Source organism: Treponema medium, assembly GCF_017161265.1.
In the GTDB taxonomy this organism is placed as follows: Bacteria; Spirochaetota; Spirochaetia; order Treponematales; family Treponemataceae; genus Treponema; species Treponema medium.
Window position 1 is genome coordinate 2,249,795 of the sequence record NZ_CP031393.1, and the last position, 18,506, is coordinate 2,268,300.

An 18,506-nucleotide genomic window follows, 5' to 3' on the forward strand; every position below is an offset into this window, starting at 1 on the left:
GACCCTCTCTATTATTTTTTTTATGATTTTAATGGAGTTATCTTAATATGCCGGATGAGTTCTCCTTCCATATCATATACTTGGAACATATACTCACCGATTTGAGCTTCGCATCCGACTGTCGGTTTTTTTCCAATCGCCTGTAAATAATTGAATAGATAACCCGCAACGGTGTGCCCGTAGGATTCGTCAAAATCGGCATCAAGCCGCTTATTAACCTCTGTCATACTGATACCGCCGTTTACGATATAATCACCGCCGGTTTCATGATTATGTACTTCAGGATCATTGAAATACTTACGGACGGCAAAAAGGATTGCGATAGCGATAACACCTAACAGAGAACTCTGCATACTGCTATGATCCATAATGAGCGCACGGGCAATCGTATACAAAAGCACCTCGATAGCGCTACCCGGCGTATGCTTTGTGAGCATCTTTACAAACTCGATACCGATAACCAGCTCGAATACCGTCGAAAGAAATTCCGCAAATGAGGGAACCTCCGTACCTGCAAACGTACTGATGATAAAGCCTTTCAGCTGTACCAGAACCCGAATACAGAGGAGTAATATCCCGATAATGACTACCAATGCGAGTAAAATTTCCGTATAACTCGCCATCAAACCTAAATATCGTCTAAGGTTTTGTTTGTTCAGTTTCGCTTTTAATTTATTCATTATCGAATATTATACACTGAAATTCTCAAAAGAAAAGAGTTAATTTAAAAAAACACCGAATGTAGTTATCCCGATAAGATAGTGCTAAAATTTGCGCTTTTTACCGTTTTGCGTTATACTTGCTACATGAGAGAATTTATGAGCCGTGCGCTGCAGAAACTGCCGCGTATGAACGATTCGCAGCTGCGCTCTTTTATTCAGTTGATTGTCGATGATTATGCGCTCTTTGATGCGATGATGGATTCGCTTACCAACGGCGTTATCATTCTGGATTCCGATCATACGATCATAAAAACCAACCGAGCTGCTTCACGTATCCTTGGCATCCCGCTTACGGAAAGCCCCGACCGACCGTTGTGGAAATCTATTTCCGATGCAAAGTTAGCGGATTTTATCTATATGGTGATACGGAATGAAGAAGCGAGAACGGCAGAGGAATTTGTTATTGTTGCCGACGAGGGGAACCAATATATTGAAATTTCGGTACTGCCGCTCGTAAAAGAAAAAAGAGTACGCGGTACGATTATTACCGTTGAAGATATTACGCAGCGAAAGCGGGAAGAAATCAATAACCGGCGGCTTGAAAACCTTGCGAGCCTTACCAACCTTGCGGCGGCAGTTGCTCACGAAATAAAAAATCCGCTTGCGGCCATCAGTATCCACGTCCAACTGCTGCGGAAAAACTTTAAAGCATGTAATTTGGAAATTAACGCAAAGGCGCAAAAACACCTTGATGTAGTGGAAGAAGAAATCGAGCGGTTAAATAAGATAGTCGTAGATTTTCTCTTTGCTGTGCGACCGCTCCAATGCGAATTTGCACCGGTCAATGTTAACGAACTTATCAAAAATCTTTTTACAACCTTTCAGGAAGAATTTTCCGCCGCCGGCATCTCTTTTGTTTCTCAGCTTGACAGTGAACTACCGATTATTCAAGCGGACGAACGCTTTTTACGGCAAGCATTGATGAATATCTTAACCAATGCAAAAGCCGCGATGATGCCTTCGGGCGGAGAACTTGGCATCACCACACGGTATGACGAAGAAAACGTATATATCGCCATTACCGATACGGGAAAAGGCATTCCACCCGATATACTGCATAAAATTTTTGAACCTTATTTTACAACAAAACCGGACGGCAGCGGGCTTGGGCTTACGATGACGTATAAGGTGATGAAAGAGCACGGCGGAGATATTCAGGTACATTCGGAAGTGGGAAAAGGCACCCGCTTCACATTTATTTTACCCATTACCCGCAGCGAAAAACCGCTCTTATTGGAAGCCCGCACCGCACAAAGCACCGACAGTACACGCAACACAGGAGTATAAGGCATGAAGTTTAAAATTTTAGTTATCGATGACGAAAAAAATATCCGCGAAGGACTCCAGATGGCGCTTGAGGACGAAGGGTACGAGGTACTGACTGCGGAAGACGGAACTGACGGCCTGCAAAAAGCGCTGTCTGAGGTGGTGGATCTCGTTATCACCGACCTGCGGATGCCGGGCGTCGGCGGGCAGGAAATTCTCCGCAGGGTAACTTCGGAAACACCGGGCGTGCCGGTTATCGTGCTGACCGGACACGGTACCGTCGAAACCGCCGTCGAAGCGATGCGCATGGGCGCTTACGATTTTTTAACCAAGCCGCTCGACCTTGATCGGCTTTCTTTGCTAGTAAAACGCGCTCTCCAGAACCGTGAACTGGTATTGCAGCACCGTGAACTTGTCGAGCAAATGCAGTCGGATAAAACATTCGAGCACATCATCGGGAAGAGCGCGGCGATGGAGCATGTCTTTGAGATGATCAGAAAGGTGGCGCCCTCCCGCGCCTCCGTGCTTATCACCGGCGAAAGCGGCGTCGGCAAGGAACTGATCGCAAGTGCAATACACAACCTTTCTCCGCGGAAAAACAACAGCTATGTTAAGGTACACTGTGCCGCGCTTGCGGAAAGCTTGCTGGAAAGCGAACTGTTTGGGCACGAAAAGGGCGCATATACCGGTGCGGTTAGTCAAAAGCGGGGACGCTTTGAACTCGCGGACGGCGGCACGATCTTTTTGGATGAAATTGGAGAAATCAATCAGAGTTTGCAGATAAAAATACTGCGCGTACTGCAGGAAAAGCAGTTTGAGCGGGTGGGCGGCGAAAAGTCAATCACGGTAGATACTCGTCTTATTACGGCAACCAACCGCGATCTTGAAAAGGAAGTCGCCGCCGGTACGTTCAGAAGCGATCTGTATTACCGTCTGAATGTCGTCCACATCCACGTGCCACCGCTGCGGGAACGGAAAGAGGATATCCCGCTGTTGATTGCCGCCTTTATCAAGGAATTTACGGAAGAAAACGCAAAACAGATTACCGCCATTGAGCCGAAAGCCCGCGCGGCGCTCTACGCCTACGACTGGCCCGGTAATATCCGGCAGCTGCGGAACTGTCTGGAAAGCGCTGTCGTGATGAGTTCTGACGATACCATTCGCCTATCCGATTTACCCGAACCGGTACGCGAAGCGGAGCAAACCTCTTCCATCCGCATCCAAATCGGCACTCCCCTCGCCGAAGCGGAACGGCACATCATCATGGAAACCCTCGCAGCTTATAACGGGAATAAATCGAAAACCGCCGATATACTCGGCATCGGGCGCAAAACCCTGCATAGAAAGCTCGATGAGTTTGCGGCACATGCTACCGATGCCGCCGGTTCGGGTGCGGAGTAACCTTGTTCGGAGACTTTCAGTTCGGAACAGGTTACCTTGAAATGCGATGTTCACGCATCATGCTATCTGTGCAATTTTGAACTCGTCTACCTGTTCGACAACGAAGTTATCGAACAGGTCTAGTAAACCGGCAGACAACATTGAAAACAAAGCTCTTACAGGTTTACGCCAACGACAAATCGGAAAACTCCCGGCCGTAAAAACGTCCGAACCGGATGCATATACTCTCCCCCAATCTCTACCGATCTGTTTAATGCCACAAGGCAGTTTACATAGAGGGTATCCAAATAGAGAAAGCCGCCGCTATGCGCTTTTGAAGCGAAATTCCCTGTCAGTATCCATGCATAGCCGGTATGAAAGGATATACGGTTTATAAACAGCGGTAAGAAAGAACTGCCGTTTTGCACGTCATAGCTGAAAAATGTAAGATCGCATACACCGGATATTCCTCCCGACACTTTACCTGTTCCAAGCGAATCAAATTTCTGCCGCATTGCATCGGTATTATATGCCGCAAAAGAGGGAAAATAATTGGTTTCCGTAACAGGGTAATGAGCAGCAATATGCGAATATGTTCCGTTTAAAGGATTAAACTGTGCATTGAATCCAAGATAACCGCTCAAAGTAAAGCGAAGCGGTACTACAGGGATATAGCCGTCAAACGATGCCTGAAAAACGGCAGCATTGGCTTTTTGTTCAACGCAGTATGCATGTGCAAGAGAGCTTGATATGATGACGCCCTGTAAATCCTTTGCAAAAAAAGGAGAGCGTATTATGCGGGAACTGCGGACATTTCGGTAATAAAGCTGCCCTTCATGTGCAAGTACCGTATACTTGTATGGAAGCGGATAGTAGGTTTTACCGATATCGGATAGAGGCGCTATCCATGCTGCTGTTGCCATATAAGAGAGTTTAAACATTTCCCATGAATAGGAAAGCGGAATAACGCTGCTTGCACCGACGCCAAATCCGGTTTTACGGTAGGTAAACGTCTTTGTATCAAGTTGATCAAAGACATTCATATTTAACGAAATAGGCTTAAAGTGATGGGCTGCATCGGCTTTTATTTGTGTAAAAAAGGGCTTTAGCAGAAATAGCAATGAAGAATTAACTTCGATTGTCTCCGTAGGATCAAGCATAGCCAGTTTTATCCCGATACCGTATCCTCCGTAACGCCGTATATTGGCAGGAATATTGGCTGTCGGCCGTACCTTTGCCCGCCACAGCCATGTGAGCGGCTGATACCTGCTCGGATTGAGAAGCTCAAGATGAGGAAGCTTGGTGGTCGATGCCGGTATATCCGGCTGAATAGTCATAGCTGCCGGCTGGATAGTCTTTACCGTAAGATCCGCTTCCTTTATAGTATATAAACGGTGATAGGTACCGTGCTGCCCTACGTAAATGATGGAATGATTGCCGACCTCATTCGAGGGCTGCTGTTTTTCCGGCAGTAGAATAGGAAAGAACACACCGCCGGAAATATCGGTTTGCTGTGTTTTTACGGTGCCGCTTTTAGGGTAATAAAGGCCGAGCCGATAGAGCATATTCATCTCAGCCCAAGAGAAAGCAAGGACATACTCATTACCGCTTTTTACCGATTGTAAGTAGCGGATTGCATACGGGATGTCTTGTTCGGGCAATGATGATAGCATGCCTGTTTCGGTATCGATACGTAAAATAGTACGTTTTACCCCATTTGCTGCAATAAGGGCAACCTGCCCTTCTCCGATATAACAGGGGCTATATAATGAGGCAAAGGATTGGCCGGGACCGGCCGTATATAAAACTTTTTTAACTTCCTGTGTAGTGCGGTCAATCAACACTGCAGAAAACGATTGATTTTTTAACATTATTGAACAGAGTGTCTGATCGTCGACAAAACACGCCGCCATACTTGATAGTATCGGTTTACCGATAAACCGACGTTTTTTCATATCAAAAATACGTGAGCGTTTTTGCCATGTCTTACTACTTGTTTCAACAGAATCCGAGACAGCAAGAAGGGAGCCGTCCTCCGAAAAAGACAGTTGATTTAACGAAAAATCCGCCGTAAAAAGCTTAATAGGGGCGGAGACTTCAATGGTATTATCTGCATTATCGATGTTTACGTGCGTAAAATATACTGCTTGATTGTCAAAATCATAATAGGCAAAACCGTCATGGGAAGCTGCAAGAGCGCTATATCCCGATTTTTTTGTCTGAGGGGCAAAGGGAACCGGTTCATTCAGTTTTTCCGGCATCGGAATAGTATTGATAAATTGATTCCATGCGGCGCTTACTTCTTTATCATAAATAGACTTAAATTTTCCCGGTATAAAAAGTCTCCATCCCAGTTTCCACAGTTTTGAATATGTCTCCATGCCATACAGTTTTTGCAAATAGTCGGCAAAATAACCGCCATAGATATACGGCCATAATCCGGTTGGATACATATCCCGTGCACTTGCAGCTTCTTTCCACGTTGGAGTTGTACCATCGATTTTATTCTGAATTAAATACTGCCGAATCAACGGATCATTCAAACGCCCTTGTCCATGCAAACTTTCAAAAGAAACAGCCGCTCCTTCTACAAAAGACATCGGTAAAATATTTAAAAGAGAAAAAGGAACGTCAAGCGTAAGGGCGTGAGTAAGTTCATGGTAAAAAACTTGCAAGAGTGTGTCGGGCAAATTACCGAGTGTTCCATCCGTAATACCAGCATCATAGATGACAATACGGCGATGCGGTCTCCGTGTAAAATATCCGTTGAGTTCTTCCGTATCGGATACAAGATACACCGGTATGCGCCCTTTGATTTTTTGCTGTAGAGCAGCACATATCTCATCGGCATAACCATCGGCATATTCTGTCAGCAGCGCTGCAGAAGGAGCCGATGCTTCCTTATAGATAATTTCAAAATACTTGGTTTTGACAGACTGAAGCTGTTCTGTAAACGCCGGAGCTGTTACAGAAATGAAAAAACAGAATATTACTAATAATTTCGATATATTTTTTCTATACTGATTCACGGTTAATCCTCAAAAGTTAATCTTCAAGTTCAGAATAAAATCGGTCAATGAGCTGTTGTTCACAGTCGGCATATTGTTCATTGATAAAGAGGTGCAAGTAGGTGTTTTTTAACTGAAGCCAACTCTCTGCTTCTTTTTCAGGAATAATCGGATAAAAGAACACGATATTACTTTGCGCTGCCTGTAAATCTCCGGGAGCATCACCGATTTTTAATATACATCCGTCTTTATATCCGCCGGTCTGTTTCAATGAGGCAAGCACTTGCTTTTTACTGCCGTTTTCTTGCGTAAAAATACCGTTCACAAATTTTGTTAAACCGGCTTGCTCCCATTCGGCAGTAACCGCCGCATTATTGGCAGAACTGACAACAGCTATATCGGCAACGGCATAAATGGTTTCGATACTTTCGTAAACATAGGGGAATGGAATTCGATCTTCCAGCGGTATTGAAGCAATAGTCTTATTTACATTAATCGACCATTGTTCTGCGAGTGCAAAAATAGGATGACCGATAGTTTGATATGCCTGCCTGATGCCTTCGTTTGACAACTGTCCGCCCGAATTGAGAAAGTGTTCATACGCTTCCAATCCGTCAACGGGAACAAAATGCTTATCGATATACCGACATACCTCAAAAAAGCCCTTGAAGCGATTTATTGCCCGCTTTTTGCTGAACAGGTTTACCTTATTCCAATAGTGCAGAATCGGTTCCGCATGATCCTGCAAATTAAATATTTTTACCAGCTCCGGCCCGAAAGCACGGTAGTGCTTGAGGTTCATTGTATCCATAGCACAGCCGTCGCTGTCGATACAGACTAAAAAGTCTTTTTTCCGTTGAAAATCCATTCCCACCCCTTTTATGTTAGGACGCCGCTCATCACCTTGTTATCTTTAGCAACGCAGCGCCCTGTTGTATCTTATGGCGCCTTTTTTAAGAAAGCATCTTTAAAGCCTAATTTTTGAAAGGTTTCCAAGGCTGCGCCTCGTTCATCTTTTTTCAGCGGTCCGATATAAACCTTGTAAAAGACATCTTTCACTGTAGAAGATTTTTCTATAGCAACGGGATACCGTTTACCGTACATTTGTACAAAGCTTTCCACATTCAGAATATCCTTAAACCGTCCGACTTGTACATAAAATGATCCCTTTGTCAAAACATTCGCAGTATAGAGTTCTTCTGCAGGCTGCGTAACGACCGGTTCAACAGGTACTGCCGGTTTTTCAGGTTCTTTCGGAACAGGGATGTATTCTCTCACCGGTTCGCGCGGCTCCGATGGCACCAGCATAACATGATTTTCTGTCATCAACTCATTTTCAGTAGTGTTATTTTCCAACTCTTTCTCTACCGCAGTTTCTTGAGCGACAACAACCTCCGGTTCGTCTTGCAATTCCTCCGTTTCTTCTGCCTGTTCTTCAGTCGGCTCAACAGCAAGAAGCTCCGGTTCAGCTACCGGCTCTTCCTCGTCTTTTTCAGGTTTCGCTTCATCGACAATTACCGGTTCCGGTTCAATTGGCGTTGACACTTCCGGTACCGGTGACAGAAACTCATTTAACTCCGACGCAGTTTCCGGAGCAGCTATTTCTGCAACTTGTAGTACCGGTTTTGTATATTCTCCGGAAGATTCGCTTCCTTCTTGCATCGGCGGTTCTTGCATGGGAGGGGCATCCGGCACCGGTTTTTCAGCCTCTGCAGAATATTCGGATGATGCAGAAAACACTGCAGGTTCGGGTACCTCGGAAACGGCAGCAGGAGCCGGTACGATTTCCGGTTCCGGTAAAACGGGTTCCGATACTTCGGCTATCGGAGCCACCGGTTCCTCCGGTACGGGTTCAGGCTGTACAGGTTCTTCAACTTCAGCTATCGGTGATATCGGTTCTTCCGTTTCGGTTTGCACCGGTTCCTCTGCTGGGATAGATTGAGAATTCTCTTTTGCCGGTTTTGCAGGGGTCGCCGTTGGAACAGGTTGTTTTTCTTCAACTTTACCTAACAGTACCGGATCGGCGCCTTCCTCGGCTACAAGCGGCGGTACTGATACTCGCACACGCGCGATGCTTCCCTCTTTGATTGATAAAGCTTTCGCCACATCGGGTGACACTTTTACCAGTAATCCGTCAGATCCCATATCGCCAATAACCACGGCACGGGATGTGGTATTTTGTTCCAAATTGGTAATTTCGATAAGCGTATACTTAGGGAATAAATCGCTGGAGGCAAAGAGCCCTGAAGGAAAATCTTCCTGTGATCCCGCAGCCGCATTACCTTCCCATATTGCCCACATCAGTGCAGCGCTTAGTACCAACATACTCAGGACAGTTATTGTTTTTTTGATCATCTGTATCCCCTTTTTACCCTATAAAGTTTCCAACATACTTGTACCGATAGCTTGACCGGCGCTTTTTATTTTCCGCCTTAATTCAATTTCCGGTATTGTTTTCGGGTCGATCTTCTCTTCAAAAATGATATTTTGAGAGGAAAAATCGATGAACTTCCATTCGAGGTTCTTCCATTCAATGACCGGTCTTTGTCTATTTACAGTATCGCCAAAAGCTTGCTGATATTCGCAATACAGCGCAACTAAATAGTCAATCGATGAATCGAAGCGTTTGAGCAGAGAAGCATTATCCTTGTACCGTTCATAGTTTTCTACTATATATTCGCTACTGGTTGCTATCATCCCTTGATCAAAACAGAAATCAAAAAGCTCTGTTTCAAGCGCTGCCGTAAGCTCGTCTGCTCCGGTCGGTGCATCGGAATTATAGATACAAGCAAAACCGATTGTTTTCGCATATACCGCACCATACAGCATAGTGCAGCATAAAAGCACTATCGGTATCCGCTTTTTCATAGTATATTCTCCGTAATCAATATCGGCAAAATAAAAAAAGGATAAAGGATAAACGAGACAGGGTAAACGCATCAGGCCGCTTTTTTAATATCCCCGCGAAAAAATTGAGACTATTCGACCAGAACTGCCAAGGATGGCATCGCTAAAAAATGTACATCCTTGTACATTTTTTAGCTTCGAGTTTTTCTGATGAAAAACTCGATACTGTTTGGAACCACTGACTTCCTATCAGTGCAGCGATGTTTTGGTGTACGCACCAAAACTCGCCTTCAACTGTTGTACACGGATGTACAACAGTTGAAGATGGTTCAAATGGTCTCACAGTCTCAATTTTTTCGCGATTTATATCTAGGGCACCTCTAAAAACTCGGTTAGATTTGCTTCGCATCCTTCGGAATAGAGGTACCCGTCGAGTTTTTAATAAGTCTATAAATATAAATGACTTATTAAAAACGTCGCAAATTAAAATCAAGGAAAACCTCTAAAAACTGAAGTTTTTAGAGGTTCCCTCTACTCTGTCTGATGCGTTTACCCTTTCGCTGAAAAAATGTGCGAAATTTTATTCGTGCGGAGGGTTTAATACCCCGACGCTTGCGTCGTAACAAAGGGTATTAAAGCCGACTGCAACCACCTTATGAGAACAACATACCCCGACGCTTGCGTCGGGGTTGTTGATTTCCTTAAAATGCAACAGTTGAACAAAATATGAATTTTGAAAACTGTTGCATTCGTGCGCGAAAAGCGCACACATCAATACGCAAGTTTTCGAAAGAAAACTTGACGGTTAAGGTGAGCGGCGTCATTGTAGACTCTCACCTTATACCTATGAAATTTCGCACAGAAGGAAGGCACCCGTTGAAGATATTTTTAATGCAGTTGCCATGGTGTCTTGCCGTTCTTTGTATACGGATTATAGAACCTTTCATTTACATTACAAACCATAGCTTTCTCCATGTCATAATTCCATCACAACCTTTCCCCTACCCGTGCAAAAAGCTCAACATAGTGCTGTGCATTCTGCTTGGACTGCTGCACAAAGGCGTTGTCTTCCACATAGCCGAGTACAGCATCCCGCTCCGCGCGATTCCGGTAGGTAATATCGCGGAAATGATTGGTGTAGTCTTTTTTCTTGGTGATAAGAACCTGAGCTTCGATGTAACGGTTCAAGCGGAGCGCTTCGTCAAGGTAAGCCTGCCAGTGCGATCCGGTAAGGGCGGAAACTCCGACGAGCCGACAGAGTACGCTATAGGCATGTTCTGCGCGGTCAAAGGGATACCGTTCCCAGAGCCGGTCGTATTCGGCGTGGATTGCGTGCCACGAAGTAAGCTCCCCTGCCCCAATTCTACTGCGAAGCCGGTCATATTCGTCCTCGCGTATCAGCTGCCCGCCTGCATTGACCCACGGGATTGTTCCATTTTGAATATTGAACCGGCTCCATACACCACTACGGCTAAGCACCTCACCGTCGGCACCGGTTTCATCGATGTATTTTGCCAAAACGGTTACCCCGTACCATACGAGCATATCGCGGTACGCATACCATGCATCAATGCCGTGCAGAATCTTCACCGGGCGGGCGGAATGTTCGATGTTTTCGGCAGTGAGGGGCAGTTTTTTCAGTTCGTCCCGTTTATGGCTCAAAAGATGTTGAGCGCTTTCGGGTTGATTTCCTGCCGCCGTCCATGCAGTTTCAAAGATGTGTTCCAGCAATTTCATTGCATACATAATTTCTCCGGCGGTATCGCAGGCAAGCACCTCGGTTTCAATCTTTTGCGTCTTTGTTTTCCGTTTATCCCGTTTCTTGAATTTATCGTTATTGCGGGCAAGCGCATACATATTATACATCCAAAAATAGGCAGGCATAATATCGAGGCAGTCATCCCGCAGATTATCGCTGACCAAGCTGAACGGAAAAGGAATATCCAGTTCGGCAGGATAATTACCCTTATTCAACAGCACAAAGGAAGCAAACCGGCAGTTATGCTTGAGCGTTGCGGATAGTCCCGGCCAAAATCCCCGACCGGCGATAATCTCTCCGTCGTTGCCGCGGGTATTGTGGTTTGAACCTACCGTAGCGGCGGCCGCCATATTGGACTGCCCCTGAATCATCGCAGCGATAAGGAATGAGTTGTTATGATGCTGCTCATGGTAGGGAAAGATCAGCGCATTTAATACTTCGCAGCAAGAGATGGTTGAATTATCTCCCATTACGGAGTGAATGAGGCGGGCGCCGTATTTGAGCGTACAGTTATTTCCGAGCACAAAGCGCACTGCCTTAACGCCGTAGAACACACGGCAGCCGTATCCGATAATCCCATTGACCAGCTCAACTCCTTCCCCAATCTGGGTCGCTTCTGCTGCGGAAGACCGGATGGTCAGATTTTTTAACTTATTGGCGCCCTTAATATAGACCGCCTCGCCGAATCGGACATCCTTGATAATCCTACAGCTTTTAATCACTGCGTTATCGCCGACGGTACCGTAATAACCGCGGGCGGAATCGCAAGAATCCTGCGTCAGCTTTTTCAGCTGCGCCATCAGCTTTGCATCGTCGCGGTACCGCGCCCACATAAACGCATCGGCGCAAATCATATCCGCAAAGGGGAGAATTTCCCGTCCGCCCGCTTCGTTCATCACATCGATTGTAACGCGGACTGCTTCATCTTCCCCGTCTTTAATGACCCCTTCGCCGAACTTGGCATGATCGGTTGCCGCCATCTCATCTATTCTGTTTAAAATGACGGTATTCCCGACAATATAGTGCGCAAGATAGGCGCAGTCATGCACGGCGCAATTTGCTCCGATATCGCAGGAGATAATTTTGCTGTTGGTAATCCCCGCGGGAACAATAAAATCATGGTAGCGCAGATAACATTCGGTTAAAGAGGAAATCCGCACCAATCCCGCAAAAAGTGAGTTTTTAATGAGCGACGGCGTAAAGGGATCTTCCACCAAAAAGGTATTCCAGTTAGTACAGGTGTTTCCGTTCTTGATGAGCGTTTCAACTTCGTTAAAGGTGAGCGGCCGCCATCGATGCTTTTCGGCAGGATTCTGCATAAAACGAACGGTATATTCATCCCGCCCTGAAGTAAGAAAAGATTTATTGACAAAATTGACCCCAAAGTTATCCGATGTTATAACACGTACCGGCATACTTCCTCCAATGCTGGAGCAAACACATTAGACGTCTTTTAAAAATAAACGGCCATCTCCTTCGTTGCTGCAAACAAATTAATCCTCAACGTATCAAAGATACGCCTGCGGTTAATTTGTTTTCGCTCCTTGGATATGCCCCGTTTCTTTTTAAAAGACAAACGGTAAGACTATTTTCAAAAATCCCAGCCTCATTATTCTGCGAAATTTGATTTGCCTGTCTAATGTGTTTGCTCTTTTTTTCGAAATCAACTGTGCGAAATTTTAAGCAAAATTTCGCACAAAAGGAAGGCAACCGCTTAAAATATTTACGATGCGGTTGCCGTATTTTTCCTCTCAAATCTAATATGAAACCGAAGCACTACGATTTTCGATTATGAACGCGAATCTTCTTTTTGACGGTTTTAAACCAAAACATTCGTAATCGCTCCGCATAAGAGTAGAGGCGATAGCGGAAGCCTCGTACCGGAATATCAAGTGTTCCTACTCGATGAATAATAGTTCCGCCGAATCCTGTTTTAAACCGATACAGACCATACATTGGATGGTGCGAATCGTCAGTAGGGGGAATTCCGTAGAAGTCATAAGAGCTACAGCCGTATTTTTGCGCATTCTGAATTGCCTGCCATTGCAGTAGGTATGAAGGCATTAGGTTACGGTGTTCATTTGAAGAAGCGCCGTACAGATAGACGGCTCCGCTCGAAGAAAAAAGCGTGATAATCGCAGCAAGCGGCTTCTCTTCAAAATAAGCAATATAAACCGAAATAAGAATATGTTCGGCGTCGAATACAGGATCGACGGCAAGCCGACAAAGCGAGCGGTAATAGTTTTCGCTATGGATAGCAATGCCGTCCCTTGCCGCAGTTTCACGGTAAATCTGATAAAAAACGGGTATCGCGTCTTCGGCCTGGCTTCCGGAAAAACAGCGTACCTGCACACCTTTTTTTTCGGCAAGCCGGATATTATAGCGCCACTTCGGTTTACACTGAGCGAGCAGTACGTCAAGCGGCTGTTGTAAATCAAGCTGAATCGTATCGGGCGGCTGAATATCGGAAGCTGCTTTACGCAAGCTGCACGGCGTTTTTCCGCCGGTACAAGGTATAAGCGGAAAATCTTGAGAAGAAAACTTTTGTGTTTCTCCAGTTTTCATTGCACACTCCCACGGTGGGTCAAAGCGAATTAAAAAAACATAAGCAGGCAGCAACGGTACAAGCTTTTCCGCAAGGTTTACCAGAAAAAGCTTCCGTTTTTCCGCCGTTTCGGGGAGGCTCGGATCATTCGTAATGAGGATAGACGGACCCATCGGAATATAGGCAAGAAAACCGAAGGGACTCAATTGCCGCAATAAAACCGTGAGTAAAAAAGAACGGGTACCCGGACTATGTACCTCATATTGCCGATATGTCCAGCCTTGCTCCTTTTTAAATTCTGCCCAAAAACGGCTCTGCAGAAAATGCTGCGCAGGAGTTTTCACCGTCATATCGGTACATTCTTTTATCGTCAATGTATTCATAGTTGGCAAAAACGATAGCGGAAAAAGAAGCTTTTGTCAAAGGATTGAAGGTGGTTTTACAGGGCTTCCGCATTTAAATTATAAAGCTATATATTATAATAACTTATGCGTCTCATTTTTTATTATATTTTATAGCAAGTCATTATCATACAATAATTTAGGCCATTATGATGCGGAATCCATGGGTGGTTTTAGCTTATCAGAGTACCACCTAATCTGTAGAAAAACAATCCGCTTACGCTCCCCCGCCCCATCCGCGCCATTTTTCTGCAAGCGGGGTTTGTGCTTCCGATGTGGAGTACGAAGAAGTAGCATCGGAATCTGCTGGGGCAGAAGAAATTTTAGCAGGAGTACCGGAATTGCAGACGCTTTCTATATCGGCACTCTTTAATTCCTTTAAGAAAGCGGCTAATTCCTCCGGGGACATTGTCTCTTTTAATGTATTGATTGTACGGATTAAATCTTGCTGCGCACCGCTCGCGGTTTCTTTTGTCAGTTGAGCATTGTTTTTTTCCACCTTTTCGCGGAGCCGTTTTGCATATTCGCGTCCGTCGATAGGTTTTGCGACAGGAATACCTGCCGTAACGCCGACAACCGCAAGCACCAATTTAAGTCCGACAAGTCCGCCTGCACTGCTCGCGTATTCAAAAGAAGCGCCGGTAAGATAAGCGGTTTTAAACACCTCATAATAGAGAATAGTAAGCGCACTATATGCGATAAGGAGTATAAACGCCGCAGCAAGCCGTCTTTTGGTGTACCATCCCATCGGCTGAATAAACAAATAGATAATCGCTGCAATCAAAACCAATGCAAAAAAAAGTTCGGCGCTCCAAGGCATCATAATAAAAGAAAAAGACTCCGTATGAATTACATTACGTAACAGATAGAACTGTCCGACAAGAATTACAAGAAAACAGATAACCGTCACCCCGCCCCGCGCACGGGTATTTGTTTTATTTTGTTTCATTCTATATATACATCCCCTCGTGAATTGCCATATTCGTGAGAAGTTTTATTTATTTAAAACTTCGCACATTTTTTTCTAGCAGACGGCAAACACATCAGGCAGATTAGATGAAAAGCGCAGAATAAAGAGGTTATGAGACCATTTGAACCGCGCAGAGGTTCAACTCTGGTCGAATAACATCTCTTATTCTGCGGGGGTATTCAAAGAAGTACCAGATGCGTTTACACCGTCAGCCTAGCAGGTTTCTATTGACGAGTCAACGGAACTGCGGTACAAAAGATACGGAGGATTTATGCTGCAATTCAATCCGGTACATCTTGCTTTCACTGTTATGATAATCGGCGTTATTTTTACCTTTATATTATCAAAAAAGGAGATCAAACAACTTCGGTCGCTTGCCGATTCCTTTGCAATCCCATTCGTTAAACTTTCAAACTATATTGCACCGCAAAAACCTGCAAGCTCATTGTTGATAGAAAAAACGGAATCCGGCAGCATTAGACCGCTGCCGGCAGAAGAACAATCGAAAGAAATACGCGAAATCATTAAACGGGCAGGAAATACTAAAGCGGTAAAACTTTTCCGTGAAATGGTGGAAGCCGAAGATACACTAAAAAAAGCTGCGGGGAAAAACCGACGTAAATGCTATCAATTTGCCGATCCTGTTGCCCGCATACTGTATATGACGCACACCTTTCTTACCGGCTGCGAAACTCTCGCCGCCATCGATACGGAAAACAAACTGGAGGAATTTAACAGCTTTTTGAATGAACAAGTATCGCATCGTATGACTTTATTGCGGTTGATCAGCGGTTCCCTTGCCGACGAATATCGAGAGCTGAATAAAGTATATGCGGTAGAGATGGAGCAAATCGAACGGGAACAAATGATGCTTCGACCGCAGAATGTTCAATAATACAACAACTGAACAAAGTATAAATTTTGTTCAGTTGTTGCATTTTCAGGAAATTCAAAACGATCCCTCTCTATAATATGTCCGAATAATATGTCCGATTATTTCCACAAGAATTCGGGATAATAGTTTTCTTTAATTTTTTGTGCTATTTCTTTTTTCACGATTTCGCGGTCTTCGGGATAGGTCATACCGAACCAGCGTTCATCGGTGGTATAACATTTGATTGTGCCAAGTCCTTTGGTAACCAGCGTACTGGCGCCTTCCGGCAGTAAGCATTCGGCTTTTTCGCTTGCAATATTCTTTTTAATAAATGCTTCAAAGAATGCATGGAAACCTTCAAACGCTTTCAGACTAAAGCCGAAGAGATTCATAGAAACGGTTTCTTTACCGGTTAAATGGGTTACTCCATTTTCGAGCTGGGAAAGGATCACTCTCTTGCCGTTTTCTTCACCGTAAGAAATCTTGGTATGTTCCTTCATAGAAACGAGCATTCCGTTCTCAACATTGCATACCCCCCGAGATACGGAACCGGATTCGCTCATCGTATTTTCCAAAATATAACCGACCATCGCATGGTTAGGGGAATAATTGTCTAAAGTTGACAAGTGATCTGCCATCGTCTTATATGCCTTACGCCCGTAATAGTCGTCTGCATTGATAATAGCAAAGGGAGTTTTAACGGAATTCTCCGCACAAAGCACGGCGTGAATGGTACCCCACGGTTTTTTGCGGTTTATCGTTTGAGGGAGTTCTTTAGGATCAATCAGTGAATCAATGGACTGAAACAGATATTCTGCATCACAATTGCGAGCAATTCGGTCAAATAAACGGGCACGGAAATCTGTTTCAATATCTTTTCGAATAACAAATACTACTTTTCCGAAACCGTTATGCATGGCATCATAGACTGCATAATCCAGCAATGTTTCATTATGCATCCCCACCGCATCTATTTGCTTAACACCGCCGTAACGGCTCCCCATTCCTCCTGCTAAAACCAACAATGTAGGTTTCATTCTATTTTACCTCCATAAATACTCACTTCTATACATTCAACGCTTCAAAGAAAACGCCGATTAACCCGTTTCAGGATCAATCAGCGTTCTAAAAGTTCATTAATCACACTATAAAAACACCCTAAATGCACATAAGCTTAAAGGCAACCTCTAAAAACTCAAGATTTTAGAGGTTTTCGTATGTTTACCGTTTGTTTACGTGACGGAAAATAACACGTTTTTCCATTGTTGTTGTAGTCTTACCGGTAGTTGCTCCTTTCAAATCTTCAACTTCAACGGAAGAAAAGCCTTTATCCCGTTTGTAATTTGAAAAGAATTCATACATAACCTTTTCAGCTTCATTTTCGTCAAATGTGTTCTTATCTTCTTCGTATACACAATAGTATTCTGCCCAGTTATCGGTTTTATAAATTTCAGTTAGATAAAGAGAGGCATTTGCACGCCCTTCAACCTTAATTTTTTGCTTTTTAGGCTGTACAGTCTGTGCAGACAGGACAACAGCGAGCAACATAAATGCGCATAGCGCAAGTATTTTCTTGTTCATTATAGATCCTCCTATAAAGTAATAAACGAGTTTAGTATATACGGAAAAATCGTTCTTTGCAATATCGACTGTCAGGGCAAACGCATCAGGCATTTTTTTAACAATCCCGCGGAAAAATTGAGACTATTCGACCAGAGTTGAACCTCTTCGCGGTTCAAATGGTCTCATAGTCTCAATTTTTCCGCGATTTTTATCTATCCTACCTGATGCGGTTGCCCTTCTTCTAAAATAAACCATTCGAAATTTTTAACAAAATTTCGAATGAAAAAGAAAGCAATCGTTTGAAAATAGTAGCGGTACGGTTGCCTTGTTCCGCGTTATTCACATAGAGCGATTGGAGCAAAGGTTTCGGCTTTAAGTGCGGCGCCGCCGATTAAGCCACCGTCGATATTTTCTTTAGCAAGTAATGTTTTGGCATTTTCGGCTTTCATCGAACCGCCGTACTGAATGACCATTGCATCGGCAGCAGCTTTTCCGTATAACTTCGCAATGACGGATCTGATATGCGCATGAATCGCATCGGCATCTTCTGGAGTTGCCGTTTTTCCGGTACCGATTGCCCAGACCGGCTCATACGCAATAGTAACCCGTGCCAGTTCTTGTGCGGTTACGCCTTCCAATCCTTTTTCGGTTTGAGTTGCGCAGACAGTTTCCGCCTGACCTGCCTCGCGTTCTTCCAGCAATTCGCCGACACAAAGAATCACTTCAAGCCCGTGCCGCAATGCAAGCCGCACCTTTTTGTTGATCATTGCATCGGTTTCCCCGTAAATATGACGCCGTTCCGAATGGCCGAGAATAACAACCTGTACACCGAGATCCTTGAGCTGCAATACGGACACTTCTCCGGTATGAGCGCCTTGCTCATCGGTGCTCATATTCTGCGCACCAAGCAAAACATTGCTTCCTTTTACTACCTGAGAAACGGCATCAAGAGCAGTAAAGGAAGGAGCAATCATGTATTTGTGCTTTCCGCCTTTGACAGCCTCCACCACACCTTTTGCCAAATCTACGGCTTCTCCCTTTGTTTTGTGCATTTTCCAGTTACCTGCAATAAAATATCTACGCATACCTTCTCCTATAAAAACTTTTGCAGGATGTTTCAACATCCGAAAAAGTTTTTAGCCGTGCGCGCAATGCGCGCACATGTAAATAA

Annotated in this window: 14 protein-coding genes; 3 read left to right on the plus strand and 11 right to left on the minus strand. The window is 44.6% G+C overall.

The genetic code is table 11. The features are described from left to right. Window positions 1-20 precede the first annotated feature (20 nt). A complete protein-coding gene (locus tag DWB79_RS09815) occupies window positions 21-680 on the minus strand; it encodes an HlyC/CorC family transporter associated domain-containing protein (RefSeq protein ID WP_016523887.1) in 660 nt (219 codons plus the stop codon). A 126-nt stretch (window positions 681-806) separates the two neighbouring features. On the opposite strand from DWB79_RS09815, the gene DWB79_RS09820 reads away from it, so the two are divergent. Both DWB79_RS09820 and DWB79_RS09825 read left to right on the plus strand, forming a co-directional pair. Next, entirely contained in the window at window positions 807-2,009 is a 1,203-nt protein-coding gene (locus DWB79_RS09820) for a two-component system sensor histidine kinase NtrB (protein ID WP_040859665.1), read from the plus strand. A gap of 3 nt (window positions 2,010-2,012) precedes the next feature. Continuing rightward, window positions 2,013-3,389, plus strand: coding sequence for a sigma-54-dependent transcriptional regulator (locus tag DWB79_RS09825; RefSeq protein WP_016523889.1), 1,377 nt, complete (start codon window positions 2,013-2,015; stop codon window positions 3,387-3,389). A gap of 155 nt (window positions 3,390-3,544) precedes the next feature. Here DWB79_RS09825 and DWB79_RS09830 read toward each other — a convergent pair whose 3' ends face one another. The 7 genes from DWB79_RS09830 to DWB79_RS09860 all read right to left on the minus strand — a co-directional run bounded on the left by DWB79_RS09830 (window position 3,545) and on the right by DWB79_RS09860 (window position 14,877). Further along, window positions 3,545-6,397 carry a hypothetical protein gene (locus DWB79_RS09830; protein WP_016523890.1) on the minus strand — a complete coding sequence of 951 codons (2,853 nt, stop codon included), beginning with the start codon at window positions 6,395-6,397 and terminating at the stop codon, window positions 3,545-3,547. A gap of 16 nt (window positions 6,398-6,413) precedes the next feature. Next, window positions 6,414-7,244: an HAD family hydrolase gene (locus DWB79_RS09835; RefSeq protein WP_016523891.1), complete on the minus strand. Its 831-nt coding sequence runs from the start codon at window positions 7,242-7,244 to the stop codon at window positions 6,414-6,416. Between the two features lie 71 nt (window positions 7,245-7,315). After that, window positions 7,316-8,731, minus strand: a complete 1,416-nt coding sequence (locus tag DWB79_RS09840) for an SPOR domain-containing protein (RefSeq protein ID WP_016523892.1) — start codon at window positions 8,729-8,731, stop codon at window positions 7,316-7,318. An 18-nt stretch (window positions 8,732-8,749) separates the two neighbouring features. Further along, window positions 8,750-9,244 carry a hypothetical protein gene (locus DWB79_RS09845; RefSeq protein ID WP_016523893.1) on the minus strand — a complete coding sequence of 165 codons (495 nt, stop codon included), beginning with the start codon at window positions 9,242-9,244 and terminating at the stop codon, window positions 8,750-8,752. A 966-nt stretch (window positions 9,245-10,210) separates the two neighbouring features. Continuing rightward, on the minus strand, window positions 10,211-12,397 hold the full coding sequence (locus DWB79_RS09850) for a DUF4954 family protein (RefSeq protein WP_016523894.1): 2,187 nt from the start codon (window positions 12,395-12,397) through the stop codon (window positions 10,211-10,213). Window positions 12,398-12,758: 361 nt separating this feature from the next. Continuing rightward, a complete protein-coding gene (locus DWB79_RS09855; RefSeq protein ID WP_016523895.1) occupies window positions 12,759-13,910 on the minus strand; it encodes a lipid II:glycine glycyltransferase FemX in 1,152 nt (383 codons plus the stop codon). Between the two features lie 235 nt (window positions 13,911-14,145). Then, window positions 14,146-14,877, minus strand: coding sequence for a hypothetical protein (locus DWB79_RS09860; RefSeq protein ID WP_016523896.1), 732 nt, complete (start codon window positions 14,875-14,877; stop codon window positions 14,146-14,148). 292 nt (window positions 14,878-15,169) lie between these two features. Here DWB79_RS09860 and DWB79_RS09865 point away from each other — a divergent pair, with 292 nt between their 5' ends. Further along, on the plus strand, window positions 15,170-15,793 hold the full coding sequence (locus DWB79_RS09865) for a hypothetical protein (protein ID WP_016523897.1): 624 nt from the start codon (window positions 15,170-15,172) through the stop codon (window positions 15,791-15,793). 98 nt (window positions 15,794-15,891) lie between these two features. On the opposite strand, the gene DWB79_RS09870 is transcribed toward DWB79_RS09865, so the two are convergent. From DWB79_RS09870 to tpiA, 3 genes are all read right to left on the minus strand, one after another. Continuing rightward, window positions 15,892-16,809: a nucleotidyltransferase family protein gene (locus DWB79_RS09870; protein ID WP_016523898.1), complete on the minus strand. Its 918-nt coding sequence runs from the start codon at window positions 16,807-16,809 to the stop codon at window positions 15,892-15,894. A 184-nt stretch (window positions 16,810-16,993) separates the two neighbouring features. Beyond that, window positions 16,994-17,353, minus strand: coding sequence for a hypothetical protein (locus DWB79_RS09875; RefSeq protein ID WP_016523899.1), 360 nt, complete (start codon window positions 17,351-17,353; stop codon window positions 16,994-16,996). 317 nt (window positions 17,354-17,670) lie between these two features. Continuing rightward, entirely contained in the window at window positions 17,671-18,420 is a 750-nt protein-coding gene (gene tpiA, locus DWB79_RS09880) for a triose-phosphate isomerase (RefSeq protein ID WP_016523900.1), read from the minus strand. Window positions 18,421-18,506: the final 86 nt, after the last annotated feature.